We start from the raw sequence: 24,577 nt of genomic DNA, 5'->3' as shown, positions 1-24,577 counted from the left end.
TTAATTTCATTATGATGAAAAATTACCGATTTCTAGGATTTATGATTCTCCTTTTTATGTCAAATAGTTGTTTGATGGTGAAATTGCCTGAAGCAAAGACTCAGATAATTCGCTTATCCGATATAGGAAAAAGCTGTTTAGGTTATGTTGAAGAAGATTATTTAGCTGAAAAAGCTCGAAAGTCTAAAAAGAATTTCACGACTTCTCTTTATAATGAAAATGGATGCAAAGATTTATACATTTTAGATGATAGTAAATTAAATATTAAGAAGTTTTATGAGAATACAAAATTATTTATAGATCATCAGGTGATCATTTATTATAGAGAATATAATTTTAAAGATGAATCTATTAAACTTGTATATGAAATAAAGCCAGCAAATTAGCTGGCTTCCTATATTATTTCAAAATATCTGCTAAATCTGCAATATCTTCAGCCGAAACCTTGTCTAAAATTTTATCTAAATCTGTTCGTGGAATATCTAATTTCGAATCAATTACCAATACATTACGAAAGCCATTAATCCCAAAAATCATTTTCTTTACACGATCACCATCTTCTTGTAACGAAATATTCAAACGACTATCTTTTGCTTTAAACTTTACTAAGTTTTCGTATTTTTCACCACGCATTGACGATTGCAAATCATTCATGATTCGTTTTTGCTTTCCTTGTCCTGCATCGCTAACTACAAAAACTTTAGCTGATTTCAAATAATTAAATAAATCTGCTCCGCCTGCTTTTCCAGCTAATTTTAGCGCAAAAGATGGTAAAGGAATTACGGTAGACTGATTGTCATATTTTGTGTAGAATTCTTGCATATTACTTGTTGTTCCACAAGATTGCAACGTTAGCAAAACTGCTATAAAAGATAAACTAATTATTTTTTTCATTATGTCCTATTTATTGAGATGCGTTTGCAACTACAACTCTCGTACCGAAAATTATGAATAAGATAAAATCATTTCGAAAATAAATGAATCATCTAATCCAACCATTTGTTCTAATTCAACAATTGAGGCATGTTCGATAAATTCGTCTGGATAGCCATTAATGGTGATATTTCCTTTGTAATGAATTGAATTCAGAAACTCTAAAACTCCACTCCCAAAACCACCTTTTTTGATTCCATCTTCAAAGGTTAAAATAGTCGAATATTTCAATGAAATAGCTTTTAAGCGACATTCGTCTAAAGGTTTAATAAACGGGAAATCAATCAAAGCTACTTTGTCTTGAAGATGATGTTGAATGATAATTTCTTCTATTCGAGAACTAATTAAACCAGTTGAAAGAATTGCTATTTGATTCCCTTCAAAAATGATTTCAGATTGACCGATTTCTATTTTTTCGACTTTAGAATTATAGGTTTGGATATTATTTTTTGGATAGCGAATTGCAAAAGGATGTTTCGTGAATTGTGCTGTATACAAGAGATTTTTGAAATCTTTTTCGTTTCGAGGAGAAGAAACAATCATGTTCGGAATTTCGCGTAAATACGCAATATCAAGATAACCATGATGCGTCGCACCGTCTGTACCAACGAATCCTGCACGATCGATACAAAAAACAACAGGTAAATTCTGCAAAGCAACATCATGTATCACTTGATCGTATGCACGCTGTAAAAATGTGGAATAAATCACGCAATACGGAACGGTATTTTGCGTTGCCAAACCAGCTGCAAATGTCACTGCGTGTTGCTCCGCAATTCCAACATCAAAAACACGATTAGGGAAATCTTGATGACATTTTACCAAATTACTTCCTGTTAACATTGCAGGTGTTATCGCTACAATTTGAGGATTATTTGCAAGTAATTGATACATCGTTTCACCAAAAACATCTTGATACGATTTTTCCCTTTTCTTTGATTTTATTTCACCTGTTTCCTTATTAAATAAACCTGGTGCATGCCATTTTACTTGATCAATTTCGGCTTGTTCGTACCCTTTTCCTTTGGTTGTTTTGATATGTAAAACTTTTGGACCTTTGATTGAATCTGCTTTTTCAAAAGCATCAAATAATTCCTCAAAGTTGTGCCCATCGATTGTTCCAATAAAATTTAAACCAAAATTGGTGAAAATATTTTCGGATTGATTTTCTAATGATTTAAAATGTTTTTTCAAACCACCAACCGAAGGATCAATTCCGATATCATTGTCATTCAAAATCACTAAAACATCTAAATTGGTTGAACCAAGATGGTTCAACGCTTCCAAACTCATTCCAGATGTTATCGAAGCATCACCAATAATGGCGATATGTTTTCTATTGATTTGATTGATTTTATCCGCAGTTGCCATACCAACAATTGCAGAAATTGAAGTAGAAGAATGCCCTGTTCCAAACGTATCAAATTCACTTTCTAAACGAGTTGGAAAACCAGAAACGCCATCTTTTTGACGAAGCGAATCAAAAACTTCTTTTCGACCAGTCAAAATTTTATGTGGATAACATTGATGTCCAACATCCCAAATCAACAAATCATTTGGTGTATTGTAATGATAATGCAAAGCTATTGTCAATTCGATCACACCTAAACTCGCGCCTAAATGACCCGGTTTTACGCTTAAAGTATCCAAAATAAATTCTCGCATCTCATAAGCTAACTGATTTAATTGAGACGTTTCAATAGCCCTAAGTTCCTTAGGATGATTGATTTTTGAAAGTAAATTATCCATTATTCTTTTACAAAATTACATTTTTCTGAGGAATAATCCGTATCTTTGCATGTTACAAAATTTAATGTAACATATGTTCCAAATAGGAAAGACCCTTGTATCTGAAGAACTACTAAATGAAGATTTTGTTTGTAATCTAAACAAATGTAAAGGGATTTGTTGTGTAGAAGGTGACGCTGGTGCACCTTTAGATGAAGACGAATTAACAATATTAGACGATATTTATGAAGATGTAAAACCTTATTTGCGTCCCGAAGGAATTGCGGTGATTGAGCAAGAAGGTAAGTACACAATGGATACCGATGGCGATTGGGTAACGCCTTTGGTTAATAATCGCGAATGTGCCTATTTGGTATTCGAAGAAAATGGTTTTTCGAAATGTGGAATAGAAAAAGCCTACGAAGACGGAAAAGTGGATTACAAAAAGCCCATTTCGTGTCATTTATATCCAGTTCGTATTAAGGAATATTCAAATTTCACTTCTGTCAACTATCATGTGTGGGATATTTGTGCAGATGCTTGTACCTTAGGAAAAGAATTGAAAGTAAATGTCGCAACGTTTGCTAAAGATTCATTGGTCCGAAAGTTTGGGCAAGAATGGTATGATGAATTAATGGCCATTCAAGAAGAATTAAACAACCAAAAAAAGTAAAAATTTTATGTCTATAACAAGAGCAAGAAGATCTACTGACGCTATTGAAAGATTATACATCTCTATGCGTCATTTATTTCATAGAGGAGTGTACCGTCCATCTGGTGCACCTGGAAAAATGCTAAGAAACTTATTATTCGAAATTAATCCTGAAATTTACGGATCGATGACAGATCCAAACAAAGTAGAACTAAGCGGATTGATGTACGTTTTAGATCGTTTACCAGAAGGAATTGTAGAAACACCTTATGTGTCTTTTACATCGGATGAAGGTTACGATCGTTCAATTTTTACACCTATTATTCCTGCCAAACGCCGTCGTTTTTGCTACAGAATTGATGATGATCAAATGAATATCGAAATTTCACGTGGTCGTTCTGATATTTATGATGTATTAACGCACTTAACGTTTTTATACAACGAAGCAGATAAAATTAGAAACAGAGCGTTTAGTAACGAAACTCTTTCTAAAAGTAGAGCATGGGAATTCATCGAAAATGTCGTTTTTAATGAGGCTGAAATTTCTCGTAAAGAGCGTGAAGTTGCCTTGATGCATTTATCGACGATTTTAGGAAGAACATTTGAAGAAACGCAAGATATTCACGAATATTTTGGAACTTCTAATGATAAAGATCGTTTTTTCCGCATCGTTTATTGGATGGGTTACACAAGTCAACAAGATCGTATCGGTACAAAAAAACGCGAAATTACATTCACTTCAACTTTGCGTGAATCGATTGGTCACCATATGATTGGAGAAAAATGGGCAAATGCCATCAAACGTGTATTATTCGAAAATAATCTTCAAGATAAAAACATTCATATCATCTCTGCAAATATGCACAGTGTATCGAATATGTTGTACGCATATGATGGATTGAAAAGAAAATACAAAAACGATGGTGTAGAAATTTACGAAGATTTAAGTGCTGCAAATAACAAAATGCTTCGCGATTCGTTAAATGAATACACACAACAAAATGGCTTAGTTTACATCAAAGATCAATCAGGAACAAATATCGATGTTCAAATTATTGATTTATCGAAAGTAAACATAGCAAACTCAGCATTTTCTTATGCAAAAGATAAGAATAATGAAGTGATTATTGTAATGGATTATGCATTTGGTGAACAAGCATTCGAAGCGATGGACGAGTTATTAAAACCGTATAAAGTTGATGATGCAAAGTTCAAAATGAATGTGAAATCTGTTGCGATTATGGGTAAAGCTGGAATTCTTGAAGGAATAAAAGGTGATATCATGATTGCGACAGCCCACGTTTTCGAAGGTACAACAGATAACTATGTTTTTGATAACGAATTATCAGCTGCAGATTTCGAAGGCCAAGGTTTAGGAGTGTACGAAGGACCTATGATTTCGGTTTTAGGAACATCATTGCAGAACAAAGACGTTTTAGAATATTTTAAAAATTCGTCTTTCCAAGCAATTGGATTAGAAATGGAGGGAGCTCATTACCAAAAAGCAATTCAGGTAGCATCTAAAATTAGACATCATATCGATAAAGATGTTAAAGTGATGTATGCTTATTACGCTTCGGATAATCCGTTAGAAACAGGAAGTACATTGGCTTCAGGTGGCTTAGGATTAACAGGTGTAAAACCAACTTATCTAATCACGCAAAAGATATTAGAAAAAATTATTAAATAATTTCAATGAAAAATTTTTCCATTTTAGGCTACGGTCATATTGGACGTGTACATCAACAAGCGATAGAAGAAGCTGAAAATGCACAATTAATCTCGGTTATCGATTTTAATTTACCCGAAGATTTACCAATCAAAGGTTATTCTACCCTTGAAAGTTTTCTGAACGAAGATCAAGAAACAGATGTAGTGGTGATTGCAACACCAAATGGTATGCATCGCGAACACGCTATTCGTTGCCTAAAAGCAGGAAAAAATGTCTTGATTGAAAAGCCTATCGCTTTAACAGTAGAAGATACAAATGAAATCTTGAAAGTTGCTGAGGAAAAAAAACTTCGTGTTTTTACCTCAATGCAACTTCGTTTTTCTCCAGTTGTACAATACATAAAAAATTTACTTGACAACAATTCTTTAGGGAAAGTTTTCATGGTGAATATTAATTGCTATTGGAACCGTAACAAGAATTATTACAAATTGCGTGAATGGCACGGAAATCAAGAAATGGACGGTGGAGTATTATTTACCCAATTTTCTCATTTTGTAGATATCATGAATTTTTGGTTCAACGAAGTGGTATGTACCAATGCAAAAAGTTTCAATTTTACGCATCAAGAAATTACGGAGTTTGATGATTCTGGCTGTGTTGATTTTATAGCTGATGATACAATTGGACACATGATTTATACAACTTCTGTTTTTAATAAAAATTTCGAAAGTAATATTACAATCATTGCAGAAAAAGGAACAATTAAAATTGGAGATCAATACCTTAATCAAATGATTTATTCCGATCTCAAAAATGTATGCTGTTCCAATACAATTTCAACCGATCAAAAGAACTTTCATCCCAATGCAATTGCAGAAATTTCGGAAGCCTTAATCCACGACAACAACTCTTTATTAGATGGAAAATATGCCGTTAATTTAGTTCAATTCATTTCAGATGCAAATCATTTAGCAACTCAAAATAAACAAGAAGTTAAAACAAAAAACTATGAAATTTCACACTCGTAAATGGGTAAAACCAGAAGATCTCAATCCAAACAAAACACTTTTTGGAGGAAAACTTTTGGCTTGGATCGATGAAGAAGCTGCATTATACAGTATTGTTCAACTCGAAAATTCGCATGTCGTCACAAAACACATGTCCGAAATTAATTTCATGTCATCTGCCAAAGAAGGAGATATTGTTGAGATTGGAATAGAAGTCGTAAAATTTGGAAGAACTTCTTTGGTTTTACAATGTGAGGTTCGAAATAAAATGACCCACGAAACCATTATTACAGTTGACCGAATAACAATGGTTAATTTGGACGAAAACGGTTCTCCAAAACCTCATGGAAAAACTCAAGTCGAGTACGTCATTGATCGTTTAAACAAAGGATAAATATAAAAGTCGAAATTAACATTTCGACTTTTTTTGCTTTCTATTTTTCTACTAAAAACAAAAAAACTTCCCGATACGAGAAGTGATTTTGAGAAATGATATAAATTAACACATGAGGATTATGTTGATACAAAAGTAACTCTTCTATTTTCTTACTAGCTTAACTAAATATTATCTGTTTGTTAAATGAAAATTAAATAATAAACAATGGACATTTATTACTGTAGTATTGTTATTAAACAACAATTTAGATGATTAGGCATTAATTTAAATTTGTAACGGAACAAAACAATTTTACAAGATTTGCAAACTATGTAACACAATTTAGCGACGGGTCTAATGAGTGGGATTATGAGCATAAAAAAGCCAAACCCCAACGGTGTAAGTCTATGTAAACAGTGAGCCTTACGGGTTTGACTTCAACCTTTACCCCAACGGTGTCGACTTTGTAAAAACAGTGAGCCAAACGGGTAAGATTATTTAATAATATAAAGTTAATCAAATTACATAAAAACAAAAAAACTCATCTTTCAAACCGAAATGATGAGGTTTTATATTTAATGTTTAAACCACTTTTAAAAGCAGTTAAAAAAATGAGTTTTAAAAATTTAGGGGATACTTAGGGGATAACACAAAACAAAAAAGACTTAAATAATTGATTTACAGTTAAATAAGTCTTAATTTCAGTACTCGGAGTGGGAATCGAACCCACACTCCAAAGGAACACGAGTTTGAGTCGTGCGCGTCTACCAATTCCGCCATCCGAGCCTTTATGGACTGCAAATATAGTGTTAGTTTATTTATTTTTCCAACTATTTTTTAAACTTTTTACAGAATTATTTCTAACGTATCGTAAGCCAAATATTTACCTTTTGGTAATTGATTCTCAACTTCATCATGAAAACCCAAATGATGCGAAATATGTGTAAAAAAAGTTTGTTTAGCACCTATTAATTCAGCATATCGAATCGCTTCGTCTAACAAAATATGTGAAAAATGTTCATGTTCTACACGCAATGCACTTATAATCAAAATTTCTACCCCTCTTAATTTTTCTAAAGACTCTACAGGAATCGTTTTCACATCAGTTAAATAAGCAATTTTATCATCAATCAGATAACCCAAAATAGGCAATGGTCCATGCATTATTTTAATTGGTTCTATCGAGAATCCAGCAACTTCAAACTTATCTTCTTCAATATAATTTTCTATCACCGTTGGCACACCAGGATATTTATGTTCGGCAAACATATAGGGAAAACGATTATGCAATTCATCTAATACGCGTTTCAAACCATAAACATTCATGTCTTCACCAGATTTGAATACCAAAGGACGAATATCATCTAATCCCATTACATGATCATTGTGCTCATGTGTGTACAATATCCCGTCCAATCTTTGCGCATTGTAACGTAACATTTGTTGTCTAAAATCGGGACCACTATCTATCGTAATAATCTTACCATTTTTTTCTAATAACAACGATGATCGCAAACGTTTATCTTTTTGATTAGTCGACAGACATACAGGATGATCGCTTCCAATAATCGGAATTCCTTGCGAAGTCCCAGTTCCTAAAAAATGTATTTTTATATTTGATTTAGCCATAATGATTTGGTAAATTTACCACAAACTATTTGAAATATAATTATGGCATTAGAACAAGTTCTTACTCCTAAACAAAAAGCTTTAGAGATCAATTTGAATCCGAAAATATACGGTTCTTTTGCAGAAATTGGAGCAGGTCAAGAGACTGTTCGTTTTTTTTATCGCGCTGGTGCAGCTTCAGGTACTGTTGCGAAAGCAATGAGTGCATATGACAAAGAGATGTCTGATTCTATCTATGGTGTTGAGGAAAATCGTCGTTATGTAACACAAGCTCGTCTTAAAAAAATGTTGGATCATGAGATGGAATTGATGAAAGAACGTCTTATTGATGATCATTACAAAGAGAAAGCATTTTTTACTTATGCAAATACGGTTACTACTATTGATTATTCGAAAAAGAATGAAGGTCAAGGTTGGATAGGTTTACGTTTCAAATTGAATGCAGAAGAAGAAAAAGCAAATGAAATTATTTTTCATGTAAAATTCAAAGAAAATACAGCGCAATTACAACAAGAAACATTAGGTGTTTTGGGTGTAAACTTAATTTATGGCGCTTATTATTACCATGATAACCCAAGAAAATTAATCAAGTCTTTGTATGATACGTTGGATAAAGATCAATTAGAAATTGATATGATTAATTTCCGTGGTCCGCAATTTAAATATGTTGATAATCGTTTGATGTCGCTTCAATTGGTTAAAAATGGAATGACAGATGTTGCGGTTTTCAATCCACAAGGGAAAAATATTCTTCCAGCAGATTTACTTTACAAGAAAAATATCTTTGCTATTCGTGGTTCTTTCCGTCCTTTTATGAACGTGAATATGGACATGTTCAAAGGTGGATTAGAAATTTTTAAACAAGAAGATAATGTACGAACAGATAACACCGAAATTTTATTCGAGATTACACTTTCTAATCTGATTGCTTCTGGTTTTGAAGGCGAATTAAACGAACGTGATTTCTTAGATCGTGCTGATATAATTGGAAGTTTAGGTCACAATGTTATCATTTCTAACTTTTCTGAATATTATAAATTAGTTGACTATTTCTCAAAATTCACTCGAAATCAAACCAAAATTGGGTTAGCAATGGGTGTTAATAATTTGGTCGAGATTTTCAATGAACAATATTATGCTGATTTACCTGGTGGAATTATGGAAGCTTTCGGAAAATTGTTCAAGAAAAATGTAAAAGTTTATTTATATCCATATTTAGACAAACAAAAAGATATTTTACTAACTTCTAAAAATCTACAAGTAAGTGACAACGTACACGAATTGTACAAATATTTCTTGTATAATGGACGAATTCAAGATATTCTGAATTATAACAGAGGTTATTTAGATTCTTATTCGCGTCGAATTTTAGAAAAAATTGCCAATGCTGAACAAGATTGGGAGAACGAATGTCCAGAAGGTGTTGCTGATATGATCAAAGATCGTGGCATGTTTGGCTATAAATTGAAGTATATTTTGGAGTAATTGGAATATGATTATATTAGACTATATAATAAATAATATTTTACTTATTAAAGATTTAGTAAATATATTATTCTGGATTATTGCCTCTATTACTGCAATTATAACTGGAGTTATTGCTTACAAATCATATACAAATGCTAAAAAGTCTCTTTTTAACCCAATCAGAACTGAAATTGTTAAATATCAAATTAAAAACATTACTGAATTTATAGATAAATACAGCTCAAATGGACAGAACTTCTATTTATCTGCAGATTATCCAATGTTAATTAAACTTAATATTGATTTTAATTACTTAATCTCTATTGGTCTAAACAAAGAGAATTATGATGAATATCAAAAATTGCTATTTGATTATTGTAATGATAATTTAAAAAACCTATTTGAAGTTTATGAAAAAGATACTCTATTAAATCTAAAATTTGTTGAAGGTGATTTAGATATTTTAGATAAATACTTAAAAACAAAAACTATAAAAGAAAAAGAGATTGACAATTCCAACGTACCAATACAGAGAATTTTCTTAAATAGAAATTTTTCAAATTTTTATAATGATTTGAAAAATTTAAAAATAAATCCATTTATACCAAAAGAACTAAAAGATGATATTGAAATAATTATTTCAAATATTCATCATAACATTGGTTGTCTATATAATATCCTATTTAAAAATCTTAATAACACTGAGTCTTATCGTTATCAAGATATCATTCGAAAATTTGAAAAGCATATGATTGATCATAAGGAAGATTTAAATAATCTTAATAATAGTATTAATAAATATTTTAAAGTTGATAAAATTTAATTCAAAAAAAAATAGAAAATCCCTGATAATTCAGGGCTTTTCTATTTTATATAAAAATTCTTTCGAATTAACCTTAATCTTCTAATAAATCAGCTGGATCATCAACAGAAACTTCACCCGTAACAGGTTCTCCTTTAATTAAAGCAACAATTTTCGCTTCAATTTCTTCACACAATTCAGGATTATCTTTCAATACTTCTTTTACAGCATCACGGCCTTGTCCTAATTTGCTATCATTATACGAATACCAAGAACCAGATTTGTTTACAATTCCTTTCTCAACCCCCATATCCAAAACTTCTCCTACTTTAGAAATTCCTTCACCATACATAATATCAAACTCAGCTTGACGGAATGGAGGAGCAACTTTGTTTTTAACAACTTTTACTTTCGAGTGATTTCCGATTACTTCGTCTCCATTTTTAATTTGAGTTGAACGGCGAATATCTAAACGAACAGAAGCATAGAATTTTAACGCATTACCACCTGTTGTTGTTTCTGGATTTCCGAACATTACACCAATTTTTTCACGTAACTGGTTAATGAAAATTGCAGTACACTTTGTTTTGTTAATTGTACCTGTCAACTTACGTAACGCTTGCGACATCAAACGAGCTTGTAATCCCATACGAGAATCACCCATTTCACCTTCGATCTCCGCTTTTGGCGTTAATGCTGCTACCGAGTCAATTACAATAATATCTATCGCACCTGAACGAATTAAATTATCAGCAATTTCTAACGCTTGCTCACCATTATCTGGTTGAGAAATAATTAAGTTTTCTACATCAACCCCTAATTTAGATGCATAAAAACGGTCAAAAGCATGTTCTGCATCAATAAATGCTGCAATACCACCTGCTTTCTGAGCTTCTGCAATTGCGTGTAACGTTAAGGTTGTTTTACCTGAAGATTCTGGTCCGTAGATTTCGATTACACGTCCTCGAGGATAACCTCCTACACCTAACGCTAAATCTAATCCCAAAGATCCTGAAGAGATGACTTCTATCTTATCATCAACAGCCGAATCTCCCATACGCATTACAGTTCCTTTACCGTAAGCTTTGTCCATTTTATCTAAAATCAGCTGTAGTGCTTTCTTTTTATTATCTAAATCGCTCATTATCTTATTTTTTTTATTTTTCTAATATTTGTTTTGCGTGTTCCTTTGTTTTCACTTTTTCGATTACATCTGTAATCATTCCATTTTCATCAATAATGAAAGTTGTACGATGAATTCCATCAAATTCGCGTCCCATAAATTTCTTAGGTCCCCAAACGCCAAATGCATTCAAAATAGCATGGCTTTCATCTGCAAGCAAAGGAAAAGGTAAATTATTTTTCTCAGCAAAATTCTTTTGTCTTTTTACAGAATCTGCACTTACACCAACCAAATGATAACCTTGTGCTTTCAACGCATTTTCGTTATCGCGCAAATCGCATGCTTCGGCTGTACAACCAGGCGTACTTGCTTTTGGATAAAAGAAAACTACCAATTTTTTTCCTGCGAAATCTTGATACGAAACCTCGTTTCCATCTTGATCAATTCCTTTAAAATCTGGAACTTTATCTCCTACTTTTAACATGTTGATTTGTCTTTAGAACTTCTCGTAAAAATAATGATTATATCTTGAATCTGGATTGATTTAATTAATTAATCTTTTATTTCTACTACAAATGTAAGTTATTAAAACGTCAAAATAAGTCGTTATAAAATAATCAAGATAAAAATGATACATTTACATAAAAGTTTCAGAACTTATGATGTTAAAGAAAGAACGTGTGCAATTTGTGATTGATGAATTGGAAAAATTATACCCTACACCTCCTATTCCATTAGATCATCAAGATGCTTTTACCTTATTGATTGCAGTACTCTTATCTGCCCAAACAACAGATAAAAAGGTGAATCAAGTTACACCCGAATTATTTGCAAAAGCAGCCAATGCAAAAGCAATGTCACTATTAGAAGTGGATGAAATAAAATATTATATCCGCGAAATTGGCTTGTCAAATACGAAAGCAAAAAATATCAAACGATTATCCGAAATTTTACTCGAAAAACACAATGGTGAAGTACCTGAAAGTTTTGAAGAGTTAGAAGAATTGCCAGGAGTTGGTCACAAAACAGCTTCGGTTGTAATGGCGCAATGGTTTGGTCATCCTGCTTTTCCTGTAGATACGCACATTCATCGTTTGATGAAATTATGGAAGTTAACCAAAGGTAAAAACGTTGAAGAAACAGAGAAAGATGCTAAGAAAATTTTTCCGAAAGAATTATGGAATAAACTTCATATACAGATTATTTATTACGGAAGAGAATATTCTCCTGCACGTGCATGGAGCTTAGAAAAAGATTTTATTACGCGAAAAATGTTTGAATAAAAAATGCTCGAAAATTCGAGCATTTTTTATTATTTCACTGGTTGATAAACAAAACGTCTAAACTGTAAGGTGTCATTTACGATTAAACTATCTTGAATAATCATATAATACGGATCTAATTGTTCCATATAATATTTTTTCAATTCTCCATTTGTTGGGGTAACGTTCAAGGATCTTTTCGATTTTTCAGCTTCAAAAGTATATTTTCCTTCTGTAACTGTTTCTTGACAATTTCCGTTAATCGTTTCAAAAACCACTGAAAAATATTTTTCTACATCTCTAAAATCTAACGTCGATTGCCTTTCACATTCTAATAACTTATCAACTGTATCTACATTCGCTCTTTTGTAACGAATTTCTTTCAACTGCCATTTGTTAGCGCGCAATAATTGATCCTGAGATATCGCTAAAGAATCATCTTCTTTACATGAAAAAATAGAAAGTAAAAAAGTTGAGATCAAAAATATACCGAAAAAATTTTTCATTTTAAATTCAAATTATCATGTAAAAATAAAAATTTTGATTGACGTAATAACATTATAAGTTTACATTAGAGTTTTTCTAAAATGTCATAACTGATTGTATTTGCAATTTTTTCATAATTTTTATCTGAATCCATTATTTTTTTCTCGGTAAATGTTTCAAAAGTTATTGAATTATCCTCGTTAACTTTGACAACTTTATCTTCAAAAACATAATCATCAATATAAAATTGTATTCTATTCTCTACAATTCTCCACAAAGTTAATCTTGGTTCGCTTGGGAAACAATTGCCATTTCTTCCTTCTACATAATTATAAATTGCGTATCCATTATCCCAAATTGTATAATTCCTCATTAATCGACAATTGTCAAAATCTTTTGATATTTTTTTCCCAGCTTCATAAAAACCAGCTTCTTTCAATTTCCAAAAACCGAGCACATTTTCTTTTTTTAACTCTTGTGAGAATGCTATGTTGGCTAAAAATAAAGTCAGTATAAAAATAAGTTTTTTCATGCGATTAATTTAAAAAGTAAAAATATGTTTTATCTTGAGAATTAAATGCGAAAAATGAAAACTTTTTTGTCGAAACTTTTGATAAATTTAAACTATCAGTAACTTCTTTTGGAGAAAATAATGCAACCAATAAAATTATTGTGATCTCATCTGCAATTGGTGTGAAACAATCTTTTTATACCAAGTTTGCAATTTATTTAGCAAACAAAGGTTATTTAGTTTTCACTTATGACTATCGTGGTATCGGAGACTCTAAACCGAAAAACTTTAAAGCAAATTTTATCGATTGAGCTGACAAATATTTTTTAAGTTTGACACAATATATTGAAGAATTTTATCCTACTCATAAAAAATTTTTAATTGGTCATAGTATTGGCGGAATAATGATTGGTTTGACACCTGCTTATAAAATTTATTCAAAAATAATTACAATTGGTTTGCAATACGGTTACATCAAAAATTTTCACCGAAAGGATAAACCAAAAGTTACGTTTTTCTTCAAAATTGCTATTCCTATTTTATCCAAAATTTATGGCTTTTTCCCTTCACAAAAAGTTGGAATGGGCGAACCAATTCCAAAAGGGATTGCCCACGATTGGAAGAAATTAATCTATTTTAAAAAATCAATAATAGATTATGCAGATCAAACTCAGAACTTATTCGAGGAAATCACCAAACCTATTTTAATTATTAGCTTGGATGATGACTTTATGGCAACGCCAAAAGCTGTTGATCTTTTTGCTGAATTGGTGCTGAAAAATGCGAAGAAAAAACGTCTGAATATTGTTCCGAAAGAAGTTGGATTAGAAAAAATTGGCATTTAGATTTTTTTAGAGGAGAAAAATAAAGAACAATTATGGCAAATTCCTTTGGATTTTTTTGAGGAATAAAAAAAGCCCGAGAAAATCTCGAGCTTTTTGGTTTTATAAACGAATACTAATTCCTCCTAAAACATTAATACCTGCTTGCGGAAAATAATAACCTCCTTCGTAATAATAACCATTCGATTCGTATTCGACATCAAATAAATTATTAATTAAGATCGAAAATTCAAGGTTTTTAATTCCTTTTACTTTTGGTGAATATCGAATCAATAAATCTGATACCAAGTAACTATCCAATTTTCCATCTACTGGTTCTGTATTGGACAAATATTGCTCACCTACATATTTATTTGTTAAGTTAACCAGTACATTCTTGAATGGAATTGCTTCGAATCCGAATGCAGAAATTACATCTGGCGATAGTGCAATCTTCGTTTTTCCATATTCTTTTAATGATGAATTCCAGTTTTCATCCCACACTTCTTCTGTATAATTTTCGTGTTTATTCTCACTAAAAGTTATATTCCCAAAAATATTCAAACGATTTGGAATGATTTTATAATTTGCGTCCAGCTCAATTCCTCTTCTAAAACTCTTACCAGAATTTGTTCTTTTACGACTTCCGACATCATTAATTTCACCTGTTGGAACTAATTGATTTTTATAAGCCATGTAGTACAAATTGGCACTTAAAGAAAGTCGTCCACTTTTTTTATACCCCAATTCATAATCTTGTAAAAATTCTTCTTCAGGCTTTTTATCTTTTCCATTTAGTCCTTCATAATCAATACGCAAAGGCTCTCGGTGCGAAATTCCATAAGAAGCATACAACGTATTAGTTGAATTTATATTAAAATTTACTCCGGCTTTTGGATTCACAAAATTAAACGTATCCGTAAATGGTCTAAATTCTTCTGCATCATTTTCGCCATTTGGTAAATATTTTGCATCATAACCTACATAACGATACTGTAAATCTCCAAAAAGATCAAATTTGTTGATTTGATACAGCACTTTTGCATAAGCTGCAAATTGTTTTTTTACGGCATTATTGTTATAGTATTTAAAATTTTTATCAGACCAATCTGTGTTGTCTACCCACAATACATTACCATAATGATCGCCATCATATTTGTTTGCAGATAAACCAAAAAAGACTTTAAAATCGTTCAACTTTTGATTTTCTACTTCCAAATTAAATCCATAAAAATCATTATCAAGATATTCTCTATTGATTAAGTTTCTTTTCTCTGATGTTAAATGATTTAATTTATAACGTTCTAATCCGCGATTATTTTTATAGCTCTCGTAATAACCTTTACCTTTTGTGTAATGAATCGTTAAATTAGACTTCCATTGATTTCCTAAATCTTGTAACCAAGACAAAAAATAATGATTCTGTTTGTAATTATCTGTATGATTATTATAATAGCCAAGCATATTTCCTTCCGAATCATACATTTCGCCTTCATAATTGTAGGTACGATCTTTTTTCAAGGTCTCCGCATCTACACCACTCCAAGCTTGATAAGTTTGTTCTTTACCAAACATATTCTGAAACCTAAATTTTGTTTTATCATTCAATTCATACAAAGCAGTCACATCATAGGAAATCAAGTCTGCCCAAGCACGATCTACATAACCATCAGAATCCAACTTAGAAAAACGACCGTCAATACTCAATTTATTGTTTAGTATTCTCCCTGTACCTGCCTGAAAAGTATACTTTTGCGTATTGAAGCTTCCAAAAGAAACATTTGCTTCTGCGAAAGGAATTGCAGATGGATTTTGAGATTCAATGTTTACACTTGCACCAAAAGAAGCCATTCCATTTGAAGAAGTTCCTACGCCTCTTTGTATCGTCATAGCATTTGTTGATGATGCTAAATCAGGCATATTTACCCAAAAAACACCTTGAGATTCTGGGTTATTTAATGGAATTCCATTCAAAGTAACATTAATCGATTGTTCATTAAGTCCACGAATTTTGATGGATGAATAACCAATCCCTGTTCCTGTATCAGATGTAATAGAAACTGATGTAGCTGAATTTAACAATGTTGGAACATCTTGTCCTAAATTCTTTTTTTGTAACAGTTTAGCTGTTACTTTTTCAACTGTAATTGGAAGTTTTTCAACAATAGAAACTTCTTGAAGTTGAATTTCTTCTTTTTGAATTGTATCATTTTCTTGAGCATACAGTATGGATGCACCAAATAATGACAATAAAAAAATCGACCTTTTCATAATTAATTTTTAAAAATATTATGAAAGGAGCCATCTTACACTTATAAATTTTACGCGCGAATGTAATTTGGTGAAGTACCATTTCCCTTAGCAGCATTACCTGCCCAGGTTCTTTGGGTATAATCTCAGCCTCTAAATAAAGAAGCACCCCTTTCGATTGAAAATCAAAGATAATTATTTTTTTGAAATCTAAAAATTTACTCAAAAACATCTTCTTTTTTTAAACATAAAAAAAACCTTCAGAAATACTTCCGAAGGTTTACAGGGTTTAGTAATAAATAAAGATTGATTTTCTATAAAAAAAATCAATTGGCTTGGTTGGTATAATAGTTCAAATAATTATTAATTCTGCACAAAGAAAAAGTAGAATAAATTAACACCCAAACGAAAAAGTATACATAGTATCTAAATAGTGTAAGAAAATGCTGAAAAAATAAATAAATAGTTAGCTTTATTCTATTTTTAATTCCGCTACAATCGGAAAATGGTCTGATTTTATGTCTTCTCCTCGATAAAAATTTGTCACTTTCATCGATTTCGTAACCCAACATTGATCAATATTGGTACGAAATATTGGAATAAAAGCATTCCAAGAATTTTGTAAACCGAAACCAGATCGTGCGTCTTTCAATTTATCCGATTGGACTAATTTGAAATTCGGTGAATAAACCGTACAATTCAAATCTCCTATCAAAATAATGTTTTCAGTAGACAAAGCATCTATTTCATGTTTCATCAATTCGTATTGTTGATTGCGTTTTTCAAAACGTGCTTGGTTTGGTAAGGGAGGAACAGGATGTGTTGCTAAAATACTTACAGGTTTACCGTCTACAGAAATTTCCGCTAAGATAGACGGATGCATCTCATCTATATAGTTTTTTGTAGACACTTTTGTAAGCGGAACTTTAGAATAAATAGCTATCCCAAAATTATTATTCCTTACTTCCTCTTTATAGAAAGGATATTCTTCTCGAATAAATTCAACATTTTTTTGCCATGCTGGAGTTAATTCTTGTAAAATAAGTACATCACTTTTTTCTTTTTCTAAATAATTTTTCAAATAATGAAAGTCTTCATTCTGAGAAAAAATGTTGATTGAGGTAATCTTAAAATTAGATTGTTCTCCTTTTGCATTCTCCCCAAAATAGAAATTTCCCATATTCTGATAAACAATAATAGGAATCGCAACAAGCGGAAGCAACCATAAAATATTCTTTTTTTTCTCTTTTCGAATGGAATAATTAAAAATCAAACACAAAAAAAATGCAATGATTAATGCATATATAGAATATTGTACCAACATATCAAATACAAAGTATTGATAAAAGCTCTTACTCGTCAAATAAATTCCTACAAATACAAAGAATAAAATCCTGCTCCATTTTGTTAACATCTCGTCAATACTTTTTTAGTTCTCGTAAAAATAGAAATTATATTATTTATTAACTTCGCAATATGATAAAAATCGGAATTTTAGGAGGAGGACAATTGGGGTATATGTTTTTGCAAAATGCATTACAATATCCTTGTGAAATTAGTATTTTAGATCCAGCTGCAGACGCACCTTGCGCGCCACATGCACACCATTTTGTACAAGGTGATTTCAAAGATTATGAAACTGTCATCGCTTTTGGAAAAGATTTAGATGCTATCGGAATCGAGATTGAACATGTCAATGTTGAGGCATTACGCTATTTAAAGTCAATTGGAAAACGAGTTGTTCCAGATCCTGAAGCTTTAGCGATTATTCAAGACAAAGGAGTTCAGAAAGAATTTTATGTCAAGAATAATATTCCGACTGCGCCTTATTTTGATTTAGACAATTGGGAAGAATTGAAATCGAAACAAGATATAAACTATCCAGTTTTTCAGAAATCTCGAAAAGATGGTTATGATGGAAAAGGTGTTCAGTTCATAAGATCTGAAGCTGATTTAGACAAAATGTTGCAATCACCTTCAATTTTCGAAACTCCTGCGAATTTAGATCGCGAAATTGCTGTCGTTACAGTTGCCGATCATTTGGGAAATATCGTCACCTATCCAACCGTAGAATTTATCATCAACGAAGAATATAATTTATTAGATTATCTATTAATTCCATCTTCATTAAGTAAAGAAATTACTGATCGTGCAGAAGCAATCGCTCGAGATGTAGTAAAAGCTTTGCAGTCTCCAGGCGTTTTTGCTGTAGAAATGTTTGTCAACAAAGACCAATCAATTTGGGTGAACGAAACAGCTTCTCGTGTTCATAATTCTGGTCATTCAACAATAGAAGCGGCTTACTCATCTCAATTTGATCAAATGTTAAGAACCTTAATGCAATTGCCTCTTGGTTCGACAAAATTATTCGCAACATCTGCCATGGTTAATTTGATTGGTGCAGAAGGTGAAACGGGACCAGCAGTTATCGAAAATATTGAAGAAGTTTTAGCAATTCCTGGAACCTATTTGCATTGGTACCAAAAAACAATCACGAAACCTGGTCGAAAAATGGGACATGTAACATTGGTGAATGATGATATAGAACAATTAAAACAAAACATAAAACAAGTCAACTCAACGATAAAAGTCGTTGCAAAAAAATAACACAACTATGGTAGGAATTATTATGGGAAGTGATAGCGATTTGCCTATCATGAAACAAGCAGCTGATCTATTAACAGAACTTAATATCCCTTTCGAATTAACAATTGTTTCGGCACATCGCACGCCACAACGTATGTTTGATTATGCAAAGACAGCACACGAACGTGGAATAAACGTCATTATTGCAGGTGCTGGAGGAGCTGCGCATTTACCAGGAATGGTTGCGTCTATTACGCCACTTCCTGTGGTTGGTGTTCCGATTAAATCGTCAAATTCGATTGATGGTTGGGATTCTATTTTATCTATTTTGCAAATGCCAAATGGTATCCCAGTTGCTACAGTTGCTGTGAATGCGGCGAAGAATGCAGGAATTTTGGCAGCACGCATTTTAGGCGCGACTAATCCAACTTTGCAAGAAAGATTAATCCAATACCAAGAAGATTTACAAAAAGCTGTAGAAGCGAAAATAGAGCTTGTAAAAGGCGAATATCCAAATGGGTTTGATAAATAAAAACTAATTTGTATGATTGGAAACTACATCCAATACTTGGAAGGCTATAATAAAGATAATATTACATTTTCTGATATTGAAAAAGCTATAATAGAAATTAATGAAACAGATGATGAACACGGTACATTTTGGGTTTCTGTAATTTCTGATGATGATTTTGAAAATGTTATAGAGACTTCAAAATCATTAGATTTAATTATAACATTTGATGAAATAGGTACTAAGTATAAAGCTAAAGACTGGAATGAAGTTAAAGAATTATACAAACTACTTTTAGAAGAAAAGTTTGACTTAATAAAAGCTCAAATTAAATAAAACCAAAAACTCCCAAACTTTACAGCTTGGGAGTTTTTTATTATAAGAAATTTTAAATCTTAACGTAAAGCTCTGTCGCGGTTATCAACCACATCAGCAGCTTGAATCAATGACTGTAACAATGTTTGTTGGAAACGTCCTTGTAATTGACGATTTAAGTTATCCAAGATCATTGAACCTTTTTGATTCTTTTGAATTTGTTGATTTGAAGGAATGATATAGAAAACTCCTGCATTACCTGCAATTGCTTTAGAAGATTGATTTGGTTTAACTCCAAACGCAGCTCCAACAACTTTAGGCTCTAAACCAATTCCAGTTAAATTAGAATTAGAAAAGTTAACTGTTGCATTTCCTTTTTTCGCTCCAAATTTAGATGCAAAAGCATTTAAACCTCCGTTCGCAACTTGCTCATCTACCAATTTAGCCACTTTCTCTTGCATTAAAATTGGCTCTACATATTGACGAACAACACTTGGATGCGCTAAACCTTTGTCAAATTTTTCAACTAAATGAACAACGATGTAATCTCCTGTAGAAGATGTAAACAAGTTTGTTGCTCCTGTTTCAGTTTTCTTGTCAAAAGCCCATTTTAAGATATCCGCATCTTGATCATTTGGAATGTCTTGTCCAATTGCAGCATAACGCTCAATACCCTCTGTTGTATTATTTAAATAACCTCCTTTTTTTGCAAGGTTCTTGAAATCATTTAGTGATTTATTCTCTACATTTTGAACGTAAGTTCTTGCGTTTGTAAATGCTTTTTCTGTTGTCGCTTTAGAAGGCTCGATTGTTTTTACAATGTTTGCAACTTGATAAGCTGTTTTATTCTTTGCTTCATCAACTTTGATGATATGGAAACCAAACTGAGATTCTACCAAATCAACTGTTCCAACTGGTTTTGTAAAAATAAATCCGTTGTACGATTGATCTAATTGATTATTCTTTCCAACCCAACCAATACTTCCTTTTTGAATAGCAGATGATTTATCGTCTGATTTTGTTGCAGCAACTTCACCAAAAGAAGATGGATTAGCTTTTACATCAGCTAAAATTCCTTCTGCTAATTTTTTTGCTTCATCTTTTGTACGTTTCACTCCACTTCCAGCAGCGCTTCCTGTGTAAGCAACTAAAATGTGGCTTGATTTTACAGAATCTTTTACTTCTTTCGATTTAGAAAGTTTGTACAATTGATACGTATTTCCAACTTTGAAAGGACCTCCAATTTGTCCAACCGCAGCAGTTTTCAAGAAGTTTGTCGCTTCTGGACCTAATTGCGCTTGTTCTAATTCTGCTATTGTAAAGAAATTCGGGATAAATGGTTTCTCAGAATTTTGAGTAACATAAACTGAATCACTTTTTGCAGCACTAAAAGCTTGAATAGTATCTGTGACATTATTCACTTCGTCATGAATAATTTGAGTACCTAAATATTTTTTGATATTTTCTAAAGCAACTGCTTCATCAGCAGAAGAGGCTCCAGCAGGAAAATATGTATAGCTTAATTTTACTAAACCTTCTGCTTTAAATAACTTCGGATATTTTGCTTCGTAAGCAGAAATTTCTTCGTCAGTTACTTTTACATTTAATTTTTTAGATAAAGTTGCGTAATCTACAAACGCGTACTGAATGTTTGCATTCGACACATTATACCCTTGTTGAATATCTGCTTCTTTGTTTGTAACCGCTGTACCAGCCATTACATATCCAAAATATTTTTGAGATAAAATTTGTAATTTTATTTGTTCTGCTGTTTGCAACCAACCTCTGTATTGTTGTTGAGCTTCTGGACTTGCAGCGGCATTAGCTTCTAACTGTGCAATTTGTTGCTGTGCTTCAGCACCAGATGCCATTCCAAAGTTTTGTGCAACATAACCCCAGAATTCGTCATCAGAAACTTTTAAACCTAATTTTTCAGCATGTTGTTTCAACACTTTTTGACTAACTAAGCCATTCCAAGTTTGTTGAGCAATTTGATTTGGAGTTGCAGATTGACCTTGGTTTTCATACATCTTTTGTGTTTGATCGTATGCATTTTGATACTCTGCAATACCAATAGATTCACCGTTTACTGTACCTACTACAGACGGATCTCCAGTAAATAATTGTCTAATCTTTGAATTCTCTCCGAATAAATCTCCTGCAACGAAAGCTAACATTGCAACTCCGATTACAACGAAGATCAGCCAAGTTTTTTTACGAATTTCTCCTAAAACTGCCATTGTTTTATTTTAATGTTATTTCTATAATAGGTGGCGAAAATACGACAATACATTGAATAATAAAATAGAAGAAGCGACAAGTATTCGCTTTTTTGTTAATTATTTTAACGTGATTTAGAATTTTTGATTATCATCTACGTACTTAAATCCTTGATTATTGAATAAAGTATAGGTTTCTAAATCATCTGTAGCTTGCAAACCGTTTTTCGCTGTTAACGAATCACCTTCGTTGCTAATTAAGTAAACTTCTTTCGATGTATAAACTGTTTTATTTTTTTTATTCCAAAATAATTGTTCGCTTTTCAACGAATCACCTTTCTCATTTACGATTATTACATTTCCTCTACCTTCATAGATTCCTGTGACATCACTTAATCTTCCCCAATCTGCCTGAAAATATCCAGGTTTTGTACTTCCTTTTTGATAAAAGTCAAGGTCTAATCCTTTTCTAAAAACTGTGTAAGGCGAATCAACCGTTTCGTACATTTCGATTAAAGGAGAACGCAAATTTCCAGAGATTCTTCCCGAATCTTTGTTAATAATATTGGCGTTAATAAGTGTGCGCGAAGGAAATTCGACCTTCTTTTTGTTGATAGGAGGAAGTTCTTTTTTACAAGAAAAAAGCAAAACGAAAATGCTCATTAAACCAAATATTATACTTGATTTAATCAAAACTTTTTCATCTGCTTTTTTATACAATTTTTGTTTGTCCAAAATTAGTCAATCACTCTTTTTCTAAACCAAATATCGTTGATATCAAATCCAACTTTCACACCGAAATAGTTTTCTTTGATTAAGTTGTTTGTTGTTTTTCCTTTTTGTCCATATTCCAAAGAAACATTCATCATAGAACCGTCATTTTGTTTTCCGATTGGAAATCCGAACCCTAATGTTGCTCCGTAAGCGTCTATATCTGTTCCGTAAATAGAATATTGAGCCGATTGATAATACATACCAGCACGGTAAGTTACACGATTAAAATAACTTTTGTAACTATTGTAATCTGGAATCCAGTATCCACCAACTGCTAATCGTACATTGTTTTTATAATCAACATTTGAAGTCATTACTGTATTTTCTCCCTCTAATGGTTGAGAGAAATCTTTCCAACTATTGTATTTAGCTTCAACTGCTAACGACCATGTATTATCTTTTGTATAAGCCGCTCCTAATGTAAAGATTTGAGGAATTTTTGTCTTACCATCATCAATTCTTTTTAACGAAATTGTGTCCAAAGAAGCTTGAGTAGATCCAATGTAACTATATGTCGTTGTAAGATCTGTAACATCTGTTCTTAGGTTGGTACCTAATGTATAAGTTGCTCCTACATACAAATTATTTGTTTTACCAATTTTCTTTGTATACATTGATCCTAACGTAAATTGAGCGCCACGATAATTAGATTTATCACTATAATCAACAGCTAAACTTGCTCCATCTACAGCTAAGACTTCGTTACGTTTTAACTCTCCGAATAAATAATTAACGCGTAACCCTAAAGAAAATCCTTTGGCAAGATTTCTCGAGTAAAAAGCATGAATACTATTTAATCCACCCTCTCCTTTCATTTGGACTGATTGTTTAACATCATTTCTTTCTGATGTATTCATGATATCATATCCAAGCGCTGAATAAGGTTGAAAACCTAATCCAAAACTTCCTTTTTCTCCAACAGGGAATGCTAATGAGATATTAGAAACGTTAAAACGACCCGCGTTCTCTTTGTCTGTTCCAGATTTGAAATTATAATTTGTTCCACTTCCACTCGCGTTGAAAGTCGTCATACGCAAATTTTGGTTAGCTGCCGGATTTGAAAAGTTTGCACTTTGACCGAAAGGATTCGTAGGAACTGTTGAAATACCGCCCATACCAGCTTGTTCCGTATTATTATCAAATAATTGCTCCCCCACACCGTAAGCCGAATAAGGAGAAACTGATATTGATTGAGCTTTTATTGTTACCACGCTTAATAGTGATAAACTACAAATAATCCACTTCATTATGAATGTATAATAGAATTCTAAGACGCAAATATGATGATTTGTTGCGAATTGTAAAAATTAGATTGCAAAAATGAGCTGTTAAATCTCTATTAAAATATTTAAACCCCTTTATTTTCGGTAAAGATAAAAAATATTTTAAATTTATTTCTCGGTAAATGAACAAGATAGCGTTTTCGGCTAAAAAATATTTTAAATAATGTTTG

Annotated in this window: 24 protein-coding genes and 1 tRNA gene; 12 read left to right on the top strand and 13 right to left on the bottom strand. The window is 32.0% G+C overall.

Going from position 1 to position 24,577, the window contains the following annotated elements; genetic code table 11:
- Positions 1–11 precede the first annotated feature (11 nt).
- Positions 12–386, top strand: coding sequence for a hypothetical protein (locus tag NZD85_RS10580; RefSeq protein ID WP_260541760.1), 375 nt, complete (start codon positions 12–14; stop codon positions 384–386).
- A gap of 13 nt (positions 387–399) precedes the next feature.
- On the opposite strand, the gene NZD85_RS10575 is transcribed toward NZD85_RS10580, so the two are convergent.
- Together NZD85_RS10575 and NZD85_RS10570 are read right to left on the bottom strand one after the other, a co-directional pair.
- On the bottom strand, positions 400–894 hold the full coding sequence (locus tag NZD85_RS10575) for a DUF4252 domain-containing protein (RefSeq protein ID WP_260541758.1): 495 nt from the start codon (positions 892–894) through the stop codon (positions 400–402).
- Between the two features lie 51 nt (positions 895–945).
- Positions 946–2,682, bottom strand: a complete 1,737-nt coding sequence (locus NZD85_RS10570) for a 1-deoxy-D-xylulose-5-phosphate synthase (RefSeq protein WP_260541756.1) — start codon at positions 2,680–2,682, stop codon at positions 946–948.
- 73 nt (positions 2,683–2,755) lie between these two features.
- Between NZD85_RS10570 and NZD85_RS10565 the strand changes: the two genes are divergently transcribed.
- From NZD85_RS10565 to NZD85_RS10550, 4 genes are read left to right on the top strand one after another with little or no spacing between them, the layout of a single operon-like run.
- Entirely contained in the window at positions 2,756–3,334 is a 579-nt protein-coding gene (locus NZD85_RS10565) for a DUF3109 family protein (RefSeq protein WP_171623020.1), read from the top strand.
- Positions 3,335–3,341: 7 nt separating this feature from the next.
- Positions 3,342–5,003 (top strand): DUF6909 family protein, encoded by a 1,662-nt coding sequence (locus NZD85_RS10560; protein ID WP_260541755.1) that lies wholly within the window; start codon positions 3,342–3,344, stop codon positions 5,001–5,003.
- A 5-nt stretch (positions 5,004–5,008) separates the two neighbouring features.
- On the top strand, positions 5,009–6,013 hold the full coding sequence (locus tag NZD85_RS10555; RefSeq protein WP_260541754.1) for a Gfo/Idh/MocA family protein: 1,005 nt from the start codon (positions 5,009–5,011) through the stop codon (positions 6,011–6,013).
- Positions 5,994–6,386: an acyl-CoA thioesterase gene (locus NZD85_RS10550; RefSeq protein WP_225541404.1), complete on the top strand. Its 393-nt coding sequence runs from the start codon at positions 5,994–5,996 to the stop codon at positions 6,384–6,386. The genes NZD85_RS10555 and NZD85_RS10550 overlap by 20 nt, the downstream gene beginning before the upstream one ends.
- 687 nt (positions 6,387–7,073) lie before the next feature.
- Here NZD85_RS10550 and NZD85_RS10545 read toward each other — a convergent pair.
- Positions 7,074–7,154 (bottom strand) — tRNA-Leu (locus NZD85_RS10545).
- 60 nt (positions 7,155–7,214) lie between these two features.
- Positions 7,215–7,997: an MBL fold metallo-hydrolase gene (locus tag NZD85_RS10540; RefSeq protein WP_171623002.1), complete on the bottom strand. Its 783-nt coding sequence runs from the start codon at positions 7,995–7,997 to the stop codon at positions 7,215–7,217.
- A gap of 39 nt (positions 7,998–8,036) precedes the next feature.
- Between NZD85_RS10540 and NZD85_RS10535 the strand changes: the two genes are divergently transcribed.
- A complete protein-coding gene (locus tag NZD85_RS10535; protein WP_375781344.1) occupies positions 8,037–9,482 on the top strand; it encodes a TonB-dependent receptor in 1,446 nt (481 codons plus the stop codon).
- A 7-nt stretch (positions 9,483–9,489) separates the two neighbouring features.
- The gene (locus tag NZD85_RS10530) at positions 9,490–10,287 is read left to right on the top strand and encodes a hypothetical protein (RefSeq protein ID WP_260541753.1); all 798 of its coding nucleotides are present in this window, start codon (positions 9,490–9,492) and stop codon (positions 10,285–10,287) included.
- 73 nt (positions 10,288–10,360) lie between these two features.
- On the opposite strand, the gene recA is transcribed toward NZD85_RS10530, so the two are convergent.
- Both recA and bcp read right to left on the bottom strand, forming a co-directional pair.
- Positions 10,361–11,410 (bottom strand): recombinase RecA, encoded by a 1,050-nt coding sequence (gene recA, locus NZD85_RS10525; RefSeq protein ID WP_171622999.1) that lies wholly within the window; start codon positions 11,408–11,410, stop codon positions 10,361–10,363.
- Between the two features lie 13 nt (positions 11,411–11,423).
- On the bottom strand, positions 11,424–11,879 hold the full coding sequence (gene bcp, locus NZD85_RS10520; RefSeq protein ID WP_171623052.1) for a thioredoxin-dependent thiol peroxidase: 456 nt from the start codon (positions 11,877–11,879) through the stop codon (positions 11,424–11,426).
- Between the two features lie 172 nt (positions 11,880–12,051).
- Between bcp and nth the strand changes: the two genes are divergently transcribed.
- Positions 12,052–12,672, top strand: a complete 621-nt coding sequence (gene nth / locus NZD85_RS10515; RefSeq protein ID WP_171623051.1) for an endonuclease III — start codon at positions 12,052–12,054, stop codon at positions 12,670–12,672.
- A 29-nt stretch (positions 12,673–12,701) separates the two neighbouring features.
- Here the strand turns inward: nth and NZD85_RS10510 are convergent, their stop codons facing one another.
- Together NZD85_RS10510 and NZD85_RS10505 are read right to left on the bottom strand one after the other, a co-directional pair.
- Positions 12,702–13,157 carry a lipocalin family protein gene (locus NZD85_RS10510; protein ID WP_225539175.1) on the bottom strand — a complete coding sequence of 152 codons (456 nt, stop codon included), beginning with the start codon at positions 13,155–13,157 and terminating at the stop codon, positions 12,702–12,704.
- A gap of 65 nt (positions 13,158–13,222) precedes the next feature.
- On the bottom strand, positions 13,223–13,669 hold the full coding sequence (locus NZD85_RS10505; protein ID WP_260541750.1) for a lipocalin-like domain-containing protein: 447 nt from the start codon (positions 13,667–13,669) through the stop codon (positions 13,223–13,225).
- 311 nt (positions 13,670–13,980) lie between these two features.
- On the opposite strand from NZD85_RS10505, the gene NZD85_RS10500 reads away from it, so the two are divergent.
- On the top strand, positions 13,981–14,493 hold the full coding sequence (locus NZD85_RS10500; protein WP_260541749.1) for a hypothetical protein: 513 nt from the start codon (positions 13,981–13,983) through the stop codon (positions 14,491–14,493).
- Positions 14,494–14,592: 99 nt separating this feature from the next.
- On the opposite strand, the gene NZD85_RS10495 is transcribed toward NZD85_RS10500, so the two are convergent.
- Entirely contained in the window at positions 14,593–16,740 is a 2,148-nt protein-coding gene (locus NZD85_RS10495) for a TonB-dependent receptor (protein ID WP_260541748.1), read from the bottom strand.
- Between the two features lie 451 nt (positions 16,741–17,191).
- Entirely contained in the window at positions 17,192–18,043 is an 852-nt protein-coding gene (locus tag NZD85_RS10490) for an endonuclease/exonuclease/phosphatase family protein (RefSeq protein ID WP_260541747.1), read from the bottom strand.
- 152 nt (positions 18,044–18,195) lie between these two features.
- Here NZD85_RS10490 and NZD85_RS10485 point away from each other — a divergent pair, with 152 nt between their 5' ends.
- The 3 genes from NZD85_RS10485 to NZD85_RS10475 are packed head-to-tail and all read left to right on the top strand — an operon-like array spanning position 18,196 to position 20,152.
- Complete coding sequence (locus tag NZD85_RS10485; RefSeq protein WP_260541746.1) at positions 18,196–19,326, top strand: 5-(carboxyamino)imidazole ribonucleotide synthase; 1,131 nt, start codon at positions 18,196–18,198, stop codon at positions 19,324–19,326.
- A 7-nt stretch (positions 19,327–19,333) separates the two neighbouring features.
- Positions 19,334–19,837 carry a 5-(carboxyamino)imidazole ribonucleotide mutase gene (gene purE / locus NZD85_RS10480; protein ID WP_038333183.1) on the top strand — a complete coding sequence of 168 codons (504 nt, stop codon included), beginning with the start codon at positions 19,334–19,336 and terminating at the stop codon, positions 19,835–19,837.
- Between the two features lie 12 nt (positions 19,838–19,849).
- Positions 19,850–20,152: a hypothetical protein gene (locus NZD85_RS10475; RefSeq protein WP_260541745.1), complete on the top strand. Its 303-nt coding sequence runs from the start codon at positions 19,850–19,852 to the stop codon at positions 20,150–20,152.
- 59 nt (positions 20,153–20,211) lie between these two features.
- Here NZD85_RS10475 and NZD85_RS10470 read toward each other — a convergent pair whose 3' ends face one another.
- The 3 genes from NZD85_RS10470 to NZD85_RS10460 all read right to left on the bottom strand — a co-directional run bounded on the left by NZD85_RS10470 (position 20,212) and on the right by NZD85_RS10460 (position 24,371).
- Positions 20,212–22,371, bottom strand: coding sequence for a peptidylprolyl isomerase (locus NZD85_RS10470; protein ID WP_260541743.1), 2,160 nt, complete (start codon positions 22,369–22,371; stop codon positions 20,212–20,214).
- A 114-nt stretch (positions 22,372–22,485) separates the two neighbouring features.
- Positions 22,486–23,085, bottom strand: coding sequence for an LPS export ABC transporter periplasmic protein LptC (gene lptC / locus NZD85_RS10465; RefSeq protein ID WP_171623784.1), 600 nt, complete (start codon positions 23,083–23,085; stop codon positions 22,486–22,488).
- Positions 23,086–23,087: 2 nt separating this feature from the next.
- Positions 23,088–24,371, bottom strand: coding sequence for an OmpP1/FadL family transporter (locus NZD85_RS10460; RefSeq protein ID WP_221411987.1), 1,284 nt, complete (start codon positions 24,369–24,371; stop codon positions 23,088–23,090).
- Positions 24,372–24,577: the final 206 nt, after the last annotated feature.

Source organism: Empedobacter stercoris (assembly GCF_025244765.1).
GTDB classification, from domain to species: domain Bacteria; phylum Bacteroidota; class Bacteroidia; order Flavobacteriales; family Weeksellaceae; genus Empedobacter; species Empedobacter stercoris.
This window is presented reverse-complemented; position numbering and strand designations above follow the sequence as displayed.

Coding starts and splice junctions, on each gene's coding strand:
- recA (WP_171622999.1), bottom strand. CDS start 11,410: ATGAGCGATTTAGATAATAAAAAGAAAGCACTACAGCTGATTTTAGAT.
- NZD85_RS10565 (WP_171623020.1), top strand. CDS start 2,756: ATGTTCCAAATAGGAAAGACCCTTGTATCTGAAGAACTACTAAATGAA.
- NZD85_RS10560 (WP_260541755.1), top strand. CDS start 3,342: ATGTCTATAACAAGAGCAAGAAGATCTACTGACGCTATTGAAAGATTA.
- NZD85_RS10490 (WP_260541747.1), bottom strand. CDS start 18,043: ATGTTGGTACAATATTCTATATATGCATTAATCATTGCATTTTTTTTG.
- NZD85_RS10530 (WP_260541753.1), top strand. CDS start 9,490: ATGATTATATTAGACTATATAATAAATAATATTTTACTTATTAAAGAT.
- NZD85_RS10540 (WP_171623002.1), bottom strand. CDS start 7,997: ATGGCTAAATCAAATATAAAAATACATTTTTTAGGAACTGGGACTTCG.
- NZD85_RS10550 (WP_225541404.1), top strand. CDS start 5,994: ATGAAATTTCACACTCGTAAATGGGTAAAACCAGAAGATCTCAATCCA.
- NZD85_RS10570 (WP_260541756.1), bottom strand. CDS start 2,682: ATGGATAATTTACTTTCAAAAATCAATCATCCTAAGGAACTTAGGGCT.
- NZD85_RS10575 (WP_260541758.1), bottom strand. CDS start 894: ATGAAAAAAATAATTAGTTTATCTTTTATAGCAGTTTTGCTAACGTTG.
- NZD85_RS10580 (WP_260541760.1), top strand. CDS start 12: ATGATGAAAAATTACCGATTTCTAGGATTTATGATTCTCCTTTTTATG.
- NZD85_RS10475 (WP_260541745.1), top strand. CDS start 19,850: ATGATTGGAAACTACATCCAATACTTGGAAGGCTATAATAAAGATAAT.
- NZD85_RS10470 (WP_260541743.1), bottom strand. CDS start 22,371: ATGGCAGTTTTAGGAGAAATTCGTAAAAAAACTTGGCTGATCTTCGTT.
- purE (WP_038333183.1), top strand. CDS start 19,334: ATGGTAGGAATTATTATGGGAAGTGATAGCGATTTGCCTATCATGAAA.
- NZD85_RS10460 (WP_221411987.1), bottom strand. CDS start 24,371: ATGAAGTGGATTATTTGTAGTTTATCACTATTAAGCGTGGTAACAATA.
- NZD85_RS10505 (WP_260541750.1), bottom strand. CDS start 13,669: ATGAAAAAACTTATTTTTATACTGACTTTATTTTTAGCCAACATAGCA.
- NZD85_RS10510 (WP_225539175.1), bottom strand. CDS start 13,157: ATGAAAAATTTTTTCGGTATATTTTTGATCTCAACTTTTTTACTTTCT.
- NZD85_RS10485 (WP_260541746.1), top strand. CDS start 18,196: ATGATAAAAATCGGAATTTTAGGAGGAGGACAATTGGGGTATATGTTT.
- nth (WP_171623051.1), top strand. CDS start 12,052: ATGTTAAAGAAAGAACGTGTGCAATTTGTGATTGATGAATTGGAAAAA.
- NZD85_RS10495 (WP_260541748.1), bottom strand. CDS start 16,740: ATGAAAAGGTCGATTTTTTTATTGTCATTATTTGGTGCATCCATACTG.
- NZD85_RS10555 (WP_260541754.1), top strand. CDS start 5,009: ATGAAAAATTTTTCCATTTTAGGCTACGGTCATATTGGACGTGTACAT.